The sequence below is a fragment of the Acidovorax sp. SDU_ACID1 genome, assembly GCF_045291395.1.
Lineage (GTDB): Bacteria > Pseudomonadota > Gammaproteobacteria > Burkholderiales > Burkholderiaceae_C > MR-S7.
In genome coordinates this window covers 4,537,123-4,554,583 of record NZ_CP152342.1, presented here as the reverse complement: position 1 = coordinate 4,554,583, position 17,461 = coordinate 4,537,123, and the positions used below count along the sequence as shown (strand labels likewise).

Annotated in this window: 14 protein-coding genes; 7 read left to right on the top strand and 7 right to left on the bottom strand. The window is 64.6% G+C overall.

All coding sequences use genetic code 11. From position 1 onward, the window contains the following. Positions 1-198: 198 nt before the first annotated feature. The 3 genes from dnaA (at position 199) to gyrB (ending at position 5,566) form a co-directional block, all read left to right on the top strand. Positions 199-1,620, top strand: a complete 1,422-nt coding sequence (gene dnaA / locus AAG689_RS22275) for a chromosomal replication initiator protein DnaA (RefSeq protein ID WP_406623823.1) — start codon at positions 199-201, stop codon at positions 1,618-1,620. A 119-nt stretch (positions 1,621-1,739) separates the two neighbouring features. Beyond that, a complete protein-coding gene (dnaN, locus tag AAG689_RS22270; RefSeq protein WP_406623822.1) occupies positions 1,740-2,846 on the top strand; it encodes a DNA polymerase III subunit beta in 1,107 nt (368 codons plus the stop codon). Positions 2,847-2,962: 116 nt separating this feature from the next. Further along, a complete protein-coding gene (gyrB, locus tag AAG689_RS22265; protein ID WP_406623821.1) occupies positions 2,963-5,566 on the top strand; it encodes a DNA topoisomerase (ATP-hydrolyzing) subunit B in 2,604 nt (867 codons plus the stop codon). 86 nt (positions 5,567-5,652) lie between these two features. Here the strand turns inward: gyrB and AAG689_RS22260 are convergent, their stop codons facing one another. From AAG689_RS22260 to AAG689_RS22235, 6 genes are all read right to left on the bottom strand, one after another. Next, the gene (locus AAG689_RS22260; protein WP_406623820.1) at positions 5,653-8,769 is read right to left on the bottom strand and encodes a type I restriction endonuclease subunit R; all 3,117 of its coding nucleotides are present in this window, start codon (positions 8,767-8,769) and stop codon (positions 5,653-5,655) included. Between the two features lie 73 nt (positions 8,770-8,842). Continuing rightward, a complete protein-coding gene (locus tag AAG689_RS22255; RefSeq protein WP_406623819.1) occupies positions 8,843-9,226 on the bottom strand; it encodes a YggL family protein in 384 nt (127 codons plus the stop codon). 53 nt (positions 9,227-9,279) lie between these two features. Continuing rightward, positions 9,280-10,212, bottom strand: coding sequence for a DUF5655 domain-containing protein (locus AAG689_RS22250; RefSeq protein WP_406623818.1), 933 nt, complete (start codon positions 10,210-10,212; stop codon positions 9,280-9,282). Then, a complete protein-coding gene (locus tag AAG689_RS22245; RefSeq protein WP_406623817.1) occupies positions 10,209-11,474 on the bottom strand; it encodes a restriction endonuclease subunit S in 1,266 nt (421 codons plus the stop codon). The genes AAG689_RS22250 and AAG689_RS22245 overlap by 4 nt, the downstream gene beginning before the upstream one ends. Before the next feature lie 58 nt (positions 11,475-11,532). Further along, entirely contained in the window at positions 11,533-12,915 is a 1,383-nt protein-coding gene (locus tag AAG689_RS22240) for an ATP-binding protein (protein ID WP_406623816.1), read from the bottom strand. Positions 12,916-13,067: 152 nt separating this feature from the next. Then, entirely contained in the window at positions 13,068-14,927 is a 1,860-nt protein-coding gene (locus tag AAG689_RS22235) for an N-6 DNA methylase (protein WP_406623815.1), read from the bottom strand. A gap of 203 nt (positions 14,928-15,130) precedes the next feature. Here AAG689_RS22235 and AAG689_RS22230 point away from each other — a divergent pair, with 203 nt between their 5' ends. From AAG689_RS22230 to AAG689_RS22220, 3 genes are all read left to right on the top strand, one after another. Further along, on the top strand, positions 15,131-15,532 hold the full coding sequence (locus tag AAG689_RS22230; protein WP_406623814.1) for a YkgJ family cysteine cluster protein: 402 nt from the start codon (positions 15,131-15,133) through the stop codon (positions 15,530-15,532). 96 nt (positions 15,533-15,628) lie between these two features. Further along, positions 15,629-16,066 carry an OsmC family protein gene (locus tag AAG689_RS22225; protein ID WP_406623813.1) on the top strand — a complete coding sequence of 146 codons (438 nt, stop codon included), beginning with the start codon at positions 15,629-15,631 and terminating at the stop codon, positions 16,064-16,066. Positions 16,067-16,076: 10 nt separating this feature from the next. Further along, entirely contained in the window at positions 16,077-16,832 is a 756-nt protein-coding gene (locus tag AAG689_RS22220) for a DUF72 domain-containing protein (RefSeq protein WP_406623812.1), read from the top strand. Positions 16,833-16,896: 64 nt separating this feature from the next. Here AAG689_RS22220 and AAG689_RS22215 read toward each other — a convergent pair whose 3' ends face one another. After that, positions 16,897-17,190, bottom strand: coding sequence for an acylphosphatase (locus AAG689_RS22215; RefSeq protein WP_406623811.1), 294 nt, complete (start codon positions 17,188-17,190; stop codon positions 16,897-16,899). A 40-nt stretch (positions 17,191-17,230) separates the two neighbouring features. On the opposite strand from AAG689_RS22215, the gene AAG689_RS22210 reads away from it, so the two are divergent. Beyond that, positions 17,231-17,461 carry an ATP-binding protein gene (locus AAG689_RS22210; RefSeq protein ID WP_406623810.1) on the top strand — a complete coding sequence of 77 codons (231 nt, stop codon included), beginning with the start codon at positions 17,231-17,233 and terminating at the stop codon, positions 17,459-17,461.

Sequence of the window (17,461 nt, the reverse complement as noted above, 5' to 3'; positions counted from 1 at the left end):
TTCAGTTGCGGCTTCTTTTCAGCCGCGCTCGATCACCCTGAACGCATTCAGGGAAACCCGCGATTATTGCACCGGCGGGCAATCATGGCAATCCCTTGCGTTTCCACTCCCTGCTCCGCGAATTGTGGATAACTCCTTGACAAGCTAGAATCCCCGGCCTTGCACCGTTCCTCCTATCCACAACTACAACCATCCGAAATGCCCGAGGAACCCTTCTCCTCCCGCCACGACCACGACGGCTCCGACGCCGGGCAGGGGCTGTGGCAGGCCTGTGTCGAACAGCTTGCGCAGGACTTGCCCGAGCAGCAGTTCAACACCTGGATCAAGCCGCTGGTGGCCCAGGTGGCACCGGACTTCTCCAAGGTCACGCTGCTCGTGGCCAACCGCTTCAAGCTCGACTGGATCCGCGCGCAGTACGCGGGCCGGATCTCCGCGCTGCTGGAGGGCCTGTACGGCCAGCCAGTGACCCTTGAGTTAGCGCTCGCTCAGCGGGAATCTGTTGTCAGGACTTATGTGCGCCCCATGGCAGCCGAGCCCCAGCCGGCGACCGACCAGCCCGCCCCGCCCGTGGCGGGCGACGAGGCGCAGGCCGGCGCGTTCCGCACGCGGCTCAACCCGGCCTTGACGTTCGAGACGCTGGTGGAGGGCACGGCCAACCGCATGGCACGCTCGGCCGCGATGCACGTGGCGGGCTCGCCGGGGCACCTCTACAACCCGCTTTTCATCTACGGCGGCGTGGGCCTGGGCAAGACCCACCTGGTGCACGCGGTGGGCAACAAGCTCCTGCAGGACAAGCCGGACGCGAAAGTTCTCTACATCCACGCGGAGCAGTTCGTCTCGGATGTGGTCAAGTCCTACCAGCGGCGCACGTTCGACGATTTCAAGGCGCGCTACCACTCGCTCGACCTGCTGCTGATCGACGACGTGCAGTTCTTCGCCAATAAGGACCGCACGCAGGAGGAGTTCTTCAACGCGTTCGAGGCGCTGCTGGCCAAGAAGAGCCACATCGTGATGACTTCGGACACATACCCGAAGGGCCTGGCGAACATCCACGAGCGGCTGGTGTCGCGCTTCGACTCGGGCCTGACGGTGGCCATCGAGCCGCCCGAGCTGGAAATGCGCGTGGCCATCCTGATCAACAAGGCGCGCGCCGAGAGCGCGGAGATGCCCGAGGAGGTGGCCTTCTTCGTCGCCAAGAACGTGCGCTCCAACGTACGCGAGCTGGAAGGCGCGCTGCGCAAGATCCTGGCCTATTCGCGCTTCAACCAGAAGGAAGTGTCAATCCAGCTCGCGCGCGAGGCGCTGCGCGACCTGCTCTCCATCCAGAACCGCCAGATCAGCGTGGAAAACATCCAGAAGACCGTCGCCGACTACTACAAGATCAAGGTGGCAGACATGTACAGCAAGAAGCGCCCGGCCAGCATCGCGCGGCCGCGCCAGATCGCCATGTACCTGGCCAAGGAGCTGACGCAGAAGAGCCTGCCCGAGATCGGCGAGCTGTTCGGCGGGCGCGACCACACCACCGTGCTGCACGCGGTGCGCAAGATCGCCGGCGAGCGCCAGCAGTTGACCGAACTCAACCAGCAGCTGCACGTGCTGGAGCAGACGCTGAAAGGTTGACGCCCGGTGAGCCGCCACCCCAGCAGGAGCCGCCCCTTTCAAAGGCAAAATGGCGTGTTGGACGGCTCGCAGAGGGCGCCGTCTGCGCACTCCTCCCAAAACCACCAAAGGTTGACGACATGATTGTCCTGAAGGCCACACAAGACAAGGTTCTCGCGGTTTTGCAATCGGTGTCCGGCATCGTCGAACGCCGGCACACGCTGCCCATCCTCGCCAACGTGCTGATCCGCAAGACGGGCAACGCGATCCAGCTCACCACGAGCGACCTGGAGATCCAGATCCGCACCACGGCCGAGCTGGGCGGCGACACGGGCGACTTCACCACCACGGTGGGCGCGCGCAAGCTCATCGACATCATGAAGACCATGCCCGCCGACCAGACGGTGAGCCTGGAGTCGAGCCAGTCCAAGCTGATCCTGAAAGGCGGCAAGAGCCGCTTCACGCTGCAGAGCCTGCCGGCCGAGGACTTCCCGCTGGTGCAGGAGTCGGCCGCGTTCGGCCCCGCGTTCAGCGTGCCGCAGAAGGTGCTCAAGGCGCTGATGGGCCAGGTGTCGTTCGCCATGGCGGTGCAGGACATCCGCTACTACCTGAACGGCATCCTGTTCGTGGCCGAAGGCAACACGCTCTCGCTGGTCGCCACCGACGGCCACCGCCTGGCCTTCGCCAGCGCCACCCTCGAAGTCGAGGTGCCCAAGCAGGAGGTGATCCTGCCGCGCAAGACGGTGCTGGAGCTGCAGCGCCTGCTGTCGGACGCGGAAGGCGCCATCGAGATGCAGTTCGCCAACAACCAGGCCAAGTTCAGCTTCGGCGGCATGGAGTTCGTCACCAAGCTGGTCGAGGGCAAGTTCCCCGACTACAACCGCGTGATCCCCAAGAACCACCACAACAGCGTGACCCTGGGCCGCGCGCCGCTGCTGGCCAGCCTGCAGCGCACGGCCATCATGACCAGCGACAAGTTCAAGGGCGTGCGCCTGAACATCGAACCCGGCCTGCTGCGCGTGGCGTCGAACAACGCCGAGCAGGAAGAGGCCGTGGACGAGCTCGACATCGACTACGGCGGCGACGCCATCGAGATCGGCTTCAACGTCACCTATCTCATCGACGCCCTGGCCAACATGGGCCAGGACATGGTGAAGGTCGAACTGGCCGACGGCAACAGCTCCGCGCTGATGACCATCCCCGACAACGAGCACTTCAAGTACGTCGTGATGCCCATGCGCATCTGACCAATTATTGTTTTGATAGCTGCCCGCGCTTGCTGGACAAGCGCTAGCGGCCCATTTGGCTATATACCGCCATCCGCCCATCCGGCGGATGCGCCCGGATCGAAGGCGACCCTTTCATGACCGCAGAGCACACGCAGCCCGCACCCGACGCGCCCATCCCCGCCCCCGCCGACCAGCCCACCGCATCGGTCGCCGGCAGCGAAGGCTACGGCGAAGGCGCCATCCAGATCCTGGAAGGCCTGGAGGCCGTGCGCAAGCGCCCGGGCATGTACATCGGCGACACGTCGGACGGCACGGGCCTGCACCACCTCGTGTTCGAGGTGGTGGACAACTCCATCGACGAAGCCCTGGCCGGGCACTGCGACGACATCGTCGTCACCATCCACACCGACAACTCCATCAGCGTGACCGACAACGGCCGCGGCATCCCCACCGGCGTGAAGATGGACGACAAGCACGAGCCCAAGCGCTCGGCCGCCGAGATCGCGCTGACCGAGCTGCACGCGGGCGGCAAGTTCAACCAGAACAGCTACAAGGTCTCGGGCGGCCTGCACGGCGTGGGCGTCTCGTGCGTGAACGCGCTCTCGAAGACGCTGCGCCTCACCGTGCGCCGCGACGGGCAGACGCACCAACTCGACTTCTCCAAGGGCGTGGTGCAGCACCGGCTGATCGAGGTGGTCAACGGCTTCGAGGTCTCGCCCATGAAGGTCGTCGGCCCCACGGAAAAGCGCGGCACCGAGGTGCGCTTCCTGCCCGACACCGAGATCTTCAAGGAAAACAGCGACTTCCACTACGAGATCCTCGCCAAGCGGCTGCGCGAGCTCTCCTTCCTGAACAACGGCGTGCGCATCCGCCTGATCGACGAGCGCACGGGCAAGGAAGACGATTTTTCCGGTGCCGGCGGCGTCAAGGGCTTCGTGGAATTCATCAACGGCACCAAGAAAGTGCTGCACCCCACGGCCTTCCACGCCACGGGCACGCGCCCGGCCGAGACCTACGGCGGCATCCCCGGCACCGAGATCGGCGTGGAAGTCGCCATGCAGTGGAACGACGGCTACAACGAGCAGGTGCTCTGCTTCACCAACAACATCCCGCAGCGCGACGGCGGCACGCACCTGACCGGCCTGCGCGCCGCGATGACGCGCGTGATCGGCAAGTACATCGAGAGCAACGAGCTGGCCAAGAAGGCCAAGGTGGAAGTCAGCGGCGACGACATGCGCGAAGGCCTGTGCGCCGTGCTGTCGGTGAAGGTGCCCGAACCCAAGTTCAGCAGCCAGACCAAGGACAAGCTGGTCTCCAGCGAAGTGCGCGCGCCGGTGGAAGACATCGTCGCCAAGGCGCTCACCGAATACCTCGAAGAAAAGCCCAACGACGCCAAGATCCTCTGCGGCAAGATCGTCGAGGCCGCGCGCGCCCGCGAGGCCGCGCGAAAAGCCCGTGAAATGACACGCAGAAAAGGGGTTCTCGACGGCATGGGCCTGCCCGGCAAGCTGGCCGACTGCCAGGAGAAAGACCCGGCGCTGTGCGAGATCTACATCGTCGAGGGCGACTCCGCCGGCGGCTCCGCCAAGCAGGGGCGCGACCGCAAGTTCCAGGCCATCCTGCCGCTGCGCGGCAAGATCCTGAACGTGGAGAAGGCGCGCTACGAGAAGCTGCTGTCCAGCAACGAAATCGTCACGCTCATCACGGCCCTGGGCACGGGCATCGGCAAGGCCGCCGTCGAATCGGGCAAGAGCGGCGCGGACGATTTCGACGCCGCCAAGCTGCGCTACCACCGCATCATCATCATGACCGACGCCGACGTGGACGGCGCCCACATCCGCACGCTGCTGCTCACCTTCTTCTACCGCCAGATGCCCGAGCTGGTCGAGCGCGGCCACATCTACATCGCCCAGCCGCCGCTCTACAAGGTCAAGAACGGCAAGGAAGAACTGTACCTGAAGGACGGCGCCGCGCTCGACAGCTTCCTGCTGCGCGTGGCGCTCAAGGACGCGGCCGTCCACACCGGCAGCGGCGCCGAGCCCCTGGCCGGCGACGCGCTGGCCGACCTGGCGCGCAAGCACCAGCAGGCCGAGCGCGTGATCGACCGCCTGTCCGCCTTCATGGACACCGAGGCCCTGCGCGCCATCGCCGATGGTGTCGCCATCAACCTCGACACCGTGCAGGACGCCGAAGCCAGCGCCGTGCAGCTGCAGGCCAAGCTGCGCGAGCTGAACGTGAACGGCGTGCCCGCCGACGTGGCCGGCGAATTCGACGCCCGCACCGACAAGCCCATCCTGCGCATCAGCCGCCACCACCACGGCAACGTCAAGAGCAGCATCATCACGCAGGACTTCGTGGCAGGCGCCGACTACGCCGCTCTGGCCGACGCCGCCAACACCTTCCGCGGCCTGATCCAGGAAGGCGCCAGGGCCACGCGCGGCGAGGGCGAGCGCCAGAAGGAGGAAAAGGTGGGCGACTTCCGCCAGGCCATGCAATGGCTCATCAGCGAAGCCGAGCGCACCACCGCCCGCCAGCGCTACAAGGGCCTGGGCGAGATGAACCCCGAGCAGCTGTGGGAAACCACGATGGACCCCGAGGTGCGCCGCCTGCTGCGCGTGCAGATCGACGACGCCATCGAGGCCGACCGCGTGTTCACCATGCTCATGGGCGACGAGGTGGAGCCGCGCCGGGACTTCATCGAGACCAACGCCCTGCGCGCGGGCAATATCGACGTGTAATCACGTCTTCTTCGATACAGCCTCCTTTCAGTGACGCACTTTGGTGCGAACTGTCTGGAGGTTTTCTTTATCCCGGACAGTGCTTGTCAGCGCGCCGATGTGCCCATGCCATCCGCGCCCGACCTGGCCCGCAGCAGCTCATACAGCCGCCCCGGCCCCAGCAAGGTATCCAGCACGCCCTCGAAGACCCGATCCGAGGCCAGCGCCTGGCTGCTCATCGATTGGTGGGCATCCCACACTTCGATGATGGCATCGCGCAGCGAGTTGCGCAGATCGGGCGAGTTGTTGAACTGCTCCCGGCTGTTGCTGCCCGATTGCTGGATCAGCGTCTGGTTCTCCAGCAGCTTGCCCTTGAGCACGCCATCCACATACACGAGTTGGTCGCTCTCCGAAAGCTCGCCCTCGAAGAGGCCGTTCACCTTCTGGATGATGTCCGCCAGATAAGCCCTTTCCTTCTCCTGCACCGAACCGCTGCCCACCGCGTCCATCGGAGCCAGCTTGTAGGTGCCGTCCTGGTTCAGGCTCATCGAGGACCTGCCCTGCTTCTTCAACGTATGGTGCGTGAGTTTCACCTGGCTCAAGTCCACCGTGTCACGCTCGCGGCCGAAGGCCAGCAGCGGAATCAGTCGCTTGTAGAAGATGAAGCGCCTCTCGATGTCAGTATTGCCGTAGTCAAAGATCTGCGAGAGGAAGGCATACAGCCGCACATAGGCGCCCATGTCGTTCTTGAACAGCAGCAGCGCATCCATCTGATCCTTGGCCACCTGGCTTGCTTTGGCGTCCTGCGCTGCATCGACTGCCTCCTTGGCGGCCTTGGCCGCGCTGTAGCGCTTGAGCAGGCGGTCGGCTACCGGCGCGATAGCAGCCTCCAATTGCTTTTGCGTGCCCGCCGGGTTCATCTCCACCGCCACCACGCGCTCCACCTCGAAATCGTCGTAGCAGCCCGCCGCGTCGAGCTTGGCGCGCAGGTCATAGACCAGGTGCGGGTCGGTAGCCGACTCCAACTCAGCCGTCTCGTAATACGTCTTGAACGCCTTAAGGATTTCCGCCGGCTCGTTCACGAAGTCGAGCACGTAGGTCGTGTCCTTGTCCGGGTAGGCGCGATTGAGGCGCGAGAGCGTCTGCACCGCCTGGATGCCGCCCAGCATCTTGTCCACGTACATGCCGCACAGCAGCGGCTGGTCGAATCCGGTCTGGAACTTGTTGGCCACCAGCAGCAGGTGGTAGTCCGGCTCCTTGAACACCTCCCGGATATCCCGGCCGCGCAGGTCGGGGTTCAGCGCCTTGCTGCTCTCGGTCACGGCCTCGGGGAAGCTCTCGGGATCGTCGATCTCGCCGGAAAACGCCACCAGCACGCCCAGCCGGTAGCCCTGGCGTTCGATGTAGCCGCGAATCGCCTTCTGCCAGCGCACGGCCTCCTTGCGGCTGCCCACGACCACCATCGCCTTGGCGCGGCCAGCCAGCAAAGGCTGCACGTTCTCACGGTAATGCTCCACGACGACCTGCACCTTGCTGGCGATGTTGTACGGATGCAGTCGCACCCACTGCATCAGGCCCTTCATCGCGGTGCTGCGCTCCACCTCCTTGTCGTTCCACTCCTGCCCGTTGTGGGCCAGCTTGAACGCCAGTTTGTAGCTGGTGTAGTTCTGGAGCACGTCGAGAATGAAACCCTCCTCGATGGCCTGGCGCATGGAATACACATGGAACGGCTGCCGCTTGCCATCCTCATCCTTGCGACCGAACAGCTCCAGTGTCTTGCCCTTGGGCGTGGCCGTGAAGGCCACATAGGTCAGGCCCTGCGCACCGGCCTTGGCCTCCATCTGCGCGGCCAGCAAGGCTTCGGTGTCCACCTCGCCGCCATCCTGCAACTCAGCCCATTCCTCGGCGGACAGCATCTGCTTGAGCTTGGATGCCGCCTCGCCCGTCTGCGAGCTGTGCGCCTCGTCGGCGATCACCGCGAAGCGCTTGCCCTGCGTGGCCGCCAGCTCCTGCGCCGCGCTCATGGCGGCGGGGAAGGTCTGGATGGTGCAGACGATGATCTTCTTGCCCGCGCTCAAAGCCTCCTTCAGCGCCGCGCTCTTGCTGCCATGCTCGTTGGTGATGCTGGCCACCACGCCCTGCGTGCGCTCGAAGTCGAAGATGGCCTCGCGCAGCTGCGCGTCTAGCACCGTGCGATCGCTGACCACCAGCACGCTGTCGAACACCTTGCGGTGTTGCGCGTCATGCAGATCGGCCAGGAAATGCGCCGTCCAGGCGATGGAGTTGGTCTTGCCCGAGCCCGCCGAATGCTGGATCAGATACCGCTGACCGGCACCGCGCTCCCGCACGTCGGCCACCAGCTTGCGCGTCGCATCGAGCTGGTGGTAGCGCGGGAAGATCACCGCCTGCAACTGCTTCTTGTCGTCGCGTTTGCCGATCAGATAGCGGTGCAGGATGTCCAGCCAGCTCTCGCGCTCCCAGACTTCCTCCCACAAATACGAAGTGGCGAAACCATCGGGGTTGGGCGTATTGCCCGCGCCACCAGCGTTGCCCCGGTTGAAGGGCAAAAACACCGTGTCCGCCCCGTTCAGCCGCGTGCTCATCATCACCTCGGACTGGCTCACCGCGAAATGCACCAGCGCGCCGCCGGGGAAGGCCAGCAACGGCTCGGCCACGCCACCCTTGGGCTGGGGCAGCCGGTCCTGGCGGTACTGGTCCACCGCATCGCCCACGCTCTGCGTGAAATTACTTTTCAGCTCCGCCGTCGCCACGGCAATGCCATTCAGGAACAGCACCAGATCGAGTTCGTCCTTGGGATTGTTGGGCGAATGGGTGACTTGCCGCACCACGCGCAGCCGGTTCGCCGCGTACTTCTGCTGCGTGGCCGGATTGATCGCCAGGGCAGGCTTGAACTGCGCCAGCTCCAGCGGCGCCGCCAGGCCCAGGATTTCCACACCCCGGCGCAGCACATCCAGCGTGCCGCGCTCGTTCAGGCTCTTGCGCACGCGCTCGGCCAGCACCTTGGGCAGGGCCGCGCCGTGCGTCTTGGTCAGGCGCTGCCAGCTCTGTGGCTGCGTCGCCTCCATCCAGGCCAGCAGGTCGGGCATGAACAGGCCGTGCGCGCGGTCGAACAGCGCCGCATCGCCCTCGGCATGCAGCCAGCCGTGGGCGGCCAGATAGGCGCAGATTTCCTGCTCGAAGTGGAGTTCCTGGTGGAGGGCCATGCAAGTCTCTCTTTGTTTTGATAGCTGTCAGCGCTTGATAGAAAAGGGCTAGAGGCCAATTTGGCTAACCGCTTCAGTCCGAGCGATCTTCATCGAAATCGTCAAACTCCCCGTACCAGGCATCCTGCAAGCCGCCCACACGGGCATGGGTTATTCCAGGCCAGGCCTGCAGCCATGCCAGAACCGCCATGCGCTGCGCTTCGGTAACGGAGCCCTTGGCAGCAGAGACAAATCCGCTGGCGGATTGGGGAGCCCAGCCACCACCGACCTCCAGCCCATTGGCCTCGAACATCTCGATGGCCGCATCCATCAAGGCATCCAACCGCGCTGGATCCAGCGGTTGCGCCAAGCGCAGCCCATAGGCAAAACCCAACTCCTGAAACTCTCCCGCATGGTGCTTCTTGCGCTGGCGGCGGTTCCAGCGGGACAGTTGCCGTTGAGATGGTGGTTGGGTCATTGCTTCCCTCAAATCAAGTGCGTTGTTTGATGGCATTGCGCAGCGCCGAGCGCTCACCCCTCTTGGTACGCCCGTTCCAACAGCGGCTTGGCGCGCTCCAGATCAGCCGCACTGCGCAGGCACAGCTCCAGATCACCCGTGCCCCAATGCCCGATCTGCCGCACATCGCGGCTGAAGCCTTCTTCCAGCGCCACGGTGTCGGGGTTCAGCTTCAGGATCACCAGCATCTTGTTCGGGTGCATGACCACGCAGGCGAAATTTTTGAGCTTGCGAAAGGCCACGTACAGCTTGGGCTGCTTTTCCGTTACGTCATCGCCCAGCGCGAACACGAACGAACGCAGGTCGGCATAGAGCGCCTGAATCTCGGGCGCCGCGCCTTCCAACTGCTCGGCAAAGCCCTTGTCCTTGCCTTGCGGCTTCGCGGTGGCGGGGCCTGCATCCACTGGCACGGGCTTGGCCGATTCCGAGGCCGGTTCGGCCACCGTCTGCGTATTCACCAATTCCAGCAACAGCAAATCCTCGCCAAACAGCTTGTAGCGGATCAGCTCGATATTGCGCGGAATCTGCTGCACCGCGTGCTGGTCGTAGCGGGTGAAATCCGCCGCGATGCATAGCAGCCGGGTGCCCGACCATTCCACGCTGTCGGCCACCTCTTTGCCCAGCGTTTCCATCACCAGCCAGCGGAACTCGGCCTTGTGGTCCAGCAGCCAGTCCAGATAGAACAGGCCCTGGTTGATGACGTTCTCATTGCTGTGCCGCTTGTATTCGATGATGACGGGGCAGTTGTTCTCGTCCAGCCCCAGCGAGTCGATGCGGCCGCGATGCGTCTTGCCGGTGGCGTATTCCGTCGCCAGGAAGCGCACGCCCAGGAAGGTTTCCATCTGGCCTTCGATCAGCGATTGCAAATTGCGCTCCAGCGCCGCCGCCGAGGCGGTCAGTTCGGTGGCGGTTTTGGTCTGGAGCCGGAAAAGCTGGATATCGCTCATGCGGGAATCTCTGGGGTCAGGTTGCGGACGTCGATCTGGCCGGTGACGGCGGCGGTGATGAGGGCGGAGCGGCGTTCTTTGAGCAAAGTAACCGCGCGCGTTGATTCTATTGAGAGCCGATCAAGCTTCTCCTCTTCTTGCTGAATGAACTGCAATAGCTCCATTTGCTCCGGGATGGGTGGCAGGGCGACATAAAGCTCACCAATGGATGTCATATTCAATCCTTCCATCGTCGTACCCTGTGCTGCCAATGAGAAGTACCGTTGACTCGTTGAGTTGTTAAGGAAGCATTGCAAGTACCTTGGCATCACTAATCGCTCGATTACCCGGTACAAGACCAAGCGAGGGTTGATGATCCCGGGCTCCACATCCGGAGGAACAACTGCTGCGCGGCCTATGGTTCCCATTACGCTGATCAAAATGTCATTTGGTTCAACGCGATAGCGAATCATGTCAACGAACCTTTCTTCCGAGATGTAGTAATCACCCACCGAAAAGTCATCTGGAATCACCTGTTGCTGCCCATAAACCCTATAGCCCGACGTCTCATACATCGACTTGGTCAACGATGAGCCATAGGGGCCAGCGATACTCTCGCGAACAAGATGCTTCATTCGCTTAACCTCCCAACGCTCCGGCACTTCCCCCAGCCACGCCACGCCGGAATCCTTCATCGGGGCGTTGGGGTTGAGTCCTTTGGTGACGGCGTGGGAGATGGTGGCTTGGCGCTTTTCGGCCAGCAGGGCAATGAGTTTTTCCTGCTCGGCAATCAGCGCGTCGATTTTGGCGGTTTCGCGGTCGAGGAAGGTGGCGATGGCGGTTTGTTCTTCCAGCAGCGGCGTCGCCAACGGCATTGATCCGACGAACTCCCAACTTGCGCGGGGCATCTTGGAGCCAAACGTTGAACCATCAACGATGTCGATGAACGTATGCTCAAGCAATTGGTATTGAGCAAACCGAGGAAGCACATCGATTGCTGGATGCATCACATGGAAATCACCTACAGCCTCACCTGAAGATTCTGCCAACAGCACCTTGGCGAGATAAGGGCGCAATTTTCCAAACAATATATCTCCGCGTTCGAACGCAATCCCATCGCCAACAAGCTCCGTTTCTGTTGGAATAAATCTTCCAGACCAGCTTTCTATATTCTCAAGGGCTACCGGATTACTACGACGATCTGCTTTCTCGGTAAGAAGCCGCAAAGCACGTTTTAGCGGGCGCACGCTCCAATGCGATGGAATCTTGCCCAGCCATTCCACGTCACTATCCTTGTACTCCTCATACCTCGGCAAACTCATTCCGCCACCTCCCCCATCATCAAATCTCCGACATCCAGTAGCACGCCAGCGGCGCGGGTATGGCAACGACCTCGCCAATGGGCTTGTCCGGCGTGGCCTTGTTCGCGGACGTCATGGCGATGCGGCCAAAGTCTTCCCAGCGCTGGGTGATGGCGTAGCCCTGCGGCACCTGGCGGCTTTCCATGAACTGGCGCATGCCCAGGAGCCGCCGTGGCGTGATGGCGGTGTCCTGGTACTTCACCTCGAAGGGCACGAGCCGCTCGCCCAGGCGGGTGATGATGTCCACCTCCTGCTTGCTCTTGGGCTCGATCCAATACGAGAACTCGGGCGTTTCGCGCCAGTAGCGGGTGAGGATGTGCTTGAAGAAGGCGGTTTCCACGGCCGCGCCCAGGCGCTCGGGCTGGGTGAGCAGTTGCTGGCCCAGCAGCAGCATGGCGCCGGGCAGCGCGGCGTCGGCCAGGTACACCTTGTCGCGGCCGCGCAGCACTTCCTTGCCGTAGCCGAAGGGCTTGAGCCGGGTGATGAGGTGCGCGGATTCAAACAGGTCGAGGAAGTTGAGCGCCGTCTGGCGGTTGACGCCTTCGAGCTGGCCGCACAGGGTGGGTATGTCGAGGATGCCGCCGTCGTGGTAGCACAGGTAGAGAAAGATGCGCTCCACCTCCAGCACGCGGCGCACGCCGTAGAAGGCGGTCATGTCGCGCTTGAGGATCTTGTCCACGATGTCTTCGCGCAGCAGGCGCTGGCAGCGGGCCAGGTCGGGGGTGAGGGCGGGTTCGGGGAAGCCGCCGCGCAGCAGATAGTCGTGGAAATGCCCGGTCAGGGGCTGGGCGGCGGCGCGCGCACGGGCGAAGTCGGCCTCGCTCCAGTCGAACAGGTCGCGCAGCGTGCGCACCGCCGGGATGCCGGCCGGCACGGCGATGTCGCGCAGCTTCAGGAATTCGCCGAACGACATGGTGGGCAGCGGGATGGTTTCCCAGCGGCCCACGCCGGATTCGGCGGAGCCGTTGCGCAGGGGGTCGGCGGAGCCGGTGGCGGCGATGCGCAGGCCGCGGTTGAAATCGACCTGGTGCTTGAGCCAGGTCTGCCAGTCGGGCATGTACTGGATTTCGTCCAGAAAGACGTAGCGCACCTGGCCTGCGGCGGGTGGGTGCAGTTCGTCCCAGGCTTCGAGGGTGCGTTGCAGGCCCGCCAGTTTGAGCAGGGGATGGTCGAGCGTGGCGTAGAGCACCTGGCCCGGTGCCATGCCGGATGCGACCAGTTGCCGGATGGTCTGCCGCAGCAGCGTGGTTTTGCCTACCTGGCGCGCGCCGGTGAGGAGCAGGGCGCGCTTGTTGTCCGGGTCGGTCGCCCATTGCCACAACAGGCGCGCGGCGAAGCGCTGCCAGTGGGGCAGGTCGGTCATGGGGGCGCCCGTCCACCAGGGGTTGAACTGCTGCAAGACCGCAAAAAGCTCGCTTTTTGGGATATCCATGCTTGAAATCTTGTTTTAAGTAAATTTCATTTTACTAAAAATAGAGTTTTTGCATTCTTCATGGCATCTTTCAGCCAGTAGATTTACTCCGCCAACTCCCCCAGCATCCGCATGATGTTGGCCGACACGGCCTTCAGTTCCTCGTCGATCGCATGCAGGCTGCGCGGCGGCTCGAAGACGTAGAAATGGCGGTTGAACGGAATCTCGTAGCCGACCTTGCTCTTGGCTTCGTCGATCCACGCATCGGACGCGTGCGGCAACACTTCGCGCTGGAAGTAGGCGGCGATGTCCTCGGTGAGCGGCACGTTCTCGGTGTCGCGCAGCGCGCTGTCGGGCTGGGGCTGGCCTTTTTGCTTGCCCTTGAGGCCGAGCACGACGTTGCCGTTTTCATCGCGCAGCGGGCGTTCGACGGTAAGGGTGGTGTAGCCGAATTCCTCGTTGCGGAAGATGCGTGCGATGGGCACGCGCTGGAGGCGCCCGCCCCCGGGGGGCTTGGGCGGTGAGTCGGTGTTGGTGACGAGCTGCGGCTCGCAGGGCTTGCCGTCTGCGTCCCGCAGGGGCTGGCCCTGGGCGTCGAGCACGGTGACCATCTCGGCCTCGGTGAAGTCGCCGAACAGGCGGGTGACGGTGGCGATGTGCGCGTCGCTCATCTCCTTGCGCTTGCTGCCCAGGCTCTTGCGCATCTTCTGCCAGAAGCCGCTGGCGTCAATCAGCTGCACGTGGCCCCGGCGGTCTTCCACCTTGCGGTTGGAGAGGATCCACACGTAGGTGGCGATGCCGGTGTTGTAGAACATGTCGGTGGGCAGGCCGATGATGGCCTCGACTAGGTCGTTCTCCAGCACGTAGCGGCGGATTTCGCTCTCACCGCTGCCCGCGCCGCCGGTGAACAGCGGCGAGCCGTTGAGCACGATGCCGAAGCGGCTGCCGCCTTCCCTAGCCGGGCGCATCTTGGACAGCAGGTGCATGAGGAACAGCATGGAGCCGTCGGACACGCGCGGCAGCCCGGGGCCGAAGCGGCCGTCGAAGCCTTTTTGCTCGTGCTCGGCGCGCACGGCTTTCTCGACCTTCTTCCATTCCACGCCGAAGGGCGGGTTGGAGAGCATGTAGTCGAACTTGGCGGCGGCGTGGCCGTCGTCGCTGAGGGTGTTGCCGGAGACGATGTTGGCGACGTCCTGGCCCTTGATGAGCATGTCGGCCTTGCAGATGGCGTAGGACTCGTCGTTGAGTTCCTGGCCGTACAGGGTCAGGCGGGCCTGGGGGTTGTGCGCCAGCAGGTGCTCGCCCGCGATGGAGAGCATGCCGCCCGTGCCCGCCGTGGGGTCGTAGAGGGTACGCACCACGGCATTGCCGGGCGTGAGCACGTCGTCGTCCTCGATGAACAGCAGGTTGACCATGAGGCGGATGACCTCGCGCGGGGTGAAGTGCTCCCCGGCCGTTTCGTTGGAGATTTCAGCGAACTTGCGGATCAGTTCCTCGAAGACCAGGCCCATGCTGGCGTTGTCCACCGTGCTCGGGTGCAGGTCGATGTGGGCGAATTTCTCGGCCACGAGATAGAGCAGGTTGGCCTTGGCCAGGCGCTCGATCTGGGTGTGGAACTCGAAGCGCTCGAAGATGTCGCGCGCCGAGGGCGAGAACGCCTGGATGTAGGCGTAGAGGTTCTGGCGGATGTGGTCCTGGTCGCCCAGCAGGCGGGGCAGGTCCAGCTCGGACGTGTTGTAGAAGCTCTGCCCGGACTTGCGCAGCAGGAAGTGCTCGTGCCCTGGCATGTGCTTCTTGGCGGCGTATTCGGCCAGCACGGCGGGCTTGGTGCCTTCCAGCACGCAGTCCAGGCGGCGCAAAACCGTGAAGGGCAGGATGACGCGGCCGTATTCGGATTGCTTGTAGTCGCCGCGCAGCAGGTCGGCCACCGACCAGATGAAGGATGAGAGAGCCTGGTGATTCATATGCCCGACTGCCGCCAGGGCATCTTTGATGGATGCGCTAGCGGCAGTTTTGAAGTCTGTTGCTGTTATCTGCTGCGGTATCTGCTATCGCAGCCGCAAGAAGGCCAGGAGGCCCAGCCGGATTGTGGCGCATGGGTCAGCCACCAGCGTTTCAGCCACAGCCCATCGGCCAGGGCGAGGATATGGGCACAATCGCATCCCTCATGCGCTCGCCCATCTCCATCGTCGACGTCGACCGCCCCGACACCTGGACCCGCTACCGCGCGGGCCTGTGCGCGGGCTGTGCGGCCAACTGCTGCACGATGCCGCTCGAAGTGCGCCTGCCCGATCTGGTGCGCCTCGGCCTGGTGGATGCCTTCGAAGCCGAGCACGACGAGCCCCGGCACATCGCCAAGCGGCTGCAGAAGGCACGGCTGATCGACCACTTCAACCACAAGCACGCGGTCTTCACCATCGCGCGGCGGGCCAGCGGGGACTGCCACTTCCTGGACCCCAGGACGCGGCTGTGCACGGTGTACGACCAGCGGCCCGAGACCTGCCGCCTGCACCCGCTGCAGAAAAGCCCCCGGCCCGGCTGGTGCGCCTACGGCGCGCGCCGCGCGTAGGACGCGGCCCACACCGCAAGGCCGCCGCGGCCCACCTCGGATGCGCGCGGAGCATGGTGTCATGGGCGCTTTCCTTGCATACCGTGGAGATTTCGCATGCCTGAAAAGAAAGCCAGCGTTCACTGGGAAGGTGCCGGCAAGGCCGGCCAGGGCCAGATCAGCACCGAAACGGGTGCGCTGGAGAAGTACCCCTACGGCTTTGCCAGCCGCTTCGGCGACGACCGCAAGGGCACCAACCCCGAGGAGATCCTGGGCGCGGCGCATGCGGCCTGTTTCACCATGGCGTTCTCGTTCGCGGCGGACAAGGCCGGCATCGCCACCGAGCGCCTCGACACCACGGCCAGCGTGCGCCTGGCCAAGGACGGCGACGGCTTCGTCATCGACCGCATCGCGCTCACGCTGAAGGCCAAGGTGCCGGGCATGGACGAGGCCGCCTTCCAGAAGATGGCGCAGGAGGCCAAGGCCAACTGCCCGCTGTCGAAGGCCCTGGCGTCCGTGCCCGAGATCACGCTCGAGGCCACGCTGGTGCAGTAGCGGCCCGGCCGTGGCAACCGCTGCAGACGTTCGCGTCGGCATCGGCGGCTGGACCTTCGCGCCCTGGCGCGGCAGCTTCTACCCCGAGGGCCTGGCGCACAGCCAAGAGCTGCACTACGCCAGCCGCCGGCTCACGTCCATCGAGGTCAACGGCACGTTCTACAGCACCTTCCGACCGGCCACCTTCGCCAAGTGGCACGGCGAGACGCCCGACGGCTTCCTGTTCTCGCTCAAGGCCCACCGCCTGGCGACGCACCGCCGGGTACTGGCGGAGGCGGGCGATGCGGTCACGCGCTTCGTCGAGAGCGGCATCGCGGAGCTGAAGGACAAGCTGGGTCCCATCGTCTGGCAGTTCATGCCCGCCAAGGTGTTCGAGCCGGAGGACTTCGAGGCCTTCCTGGCGCTGCTGCCGCGGGCGGTGGACGGGCGCCGCCTGCGCCATGCGCTGGACGTGCGGCACGCGAGTTTCGCCACGCCGGCGTTCCCGGCGCTGGCGCGGCGCTACGGCTGCGTGCCGGTGTGCACCGACTCGGAGAAATTCCCCGCCATCGCCGATGCGCAGGCCGGCTTCGCCTACCTGCGGCTGATGCGCGGCCAGGCCGATGTGCCCATGGGCTATACGCCCGAGGCCATCGCACGGTGGGCCGAGGGCGTGCGCGCCTGGACCGGCGGCGCGCGGCCGCGCGACGTGTTCGTGTATTTCATCAATGGCGCCAAGGAGCGGGCGCCGGCCGGCGCCATGGAATTGCTCCGGCAGCTCGCGTGAGCCGATAGCTCCTGTTTCAATAGCTGCTCGCGCTTTCTGGATAAGCGCTGGAGGCCGATTTTGCTTAAACCGTCTCGCGCTGCACGAAGCCCTGCGATTCGCCGACGGGCGCCTCGGCGACCTCCACCCGCTCCACGCGCGCGGCGGGCGGGCCCTGGCGGGCCCAATCCATGAGCGCCTGCACGGCGGAGGCGGGGCCGGTGGCCAGGGCTTCGACGCTGCCGTCGTGCCGGTTGCGCACCCAGCCGTGCACGCCCAGGCGCTGCGCGGCTTCGATCATGGATTGGCGGTAGTAGACGCCCTGCACGCGGCCGTGGACGCGCAGGTGGCGGGTGATGAAAGCATCGGAATCGGACATAGGCCCCGCACTGTAGCGCCCGCCATGGCATGCTGCGGCCATGACCGCCCCGCGCAAGGCCCTGCCCGTGATCGACCCGCAGCGCTGCACCGGCTGCGGCTGGTGCGTGGGCGTGTGCCCGCCGCACGTGCTGTCGCTGCAGGTGCAGGCAGGGGCGCGCTTCGGCCCCAAGCGCTCGGTGCTGCACGATGCGCCGGGCTGCACGGGGTGCGCGCTGTGCGCGGTGCGCTGCCCGTTCGACGCGATCCGCATGGTGCGCACCGCCACCTGA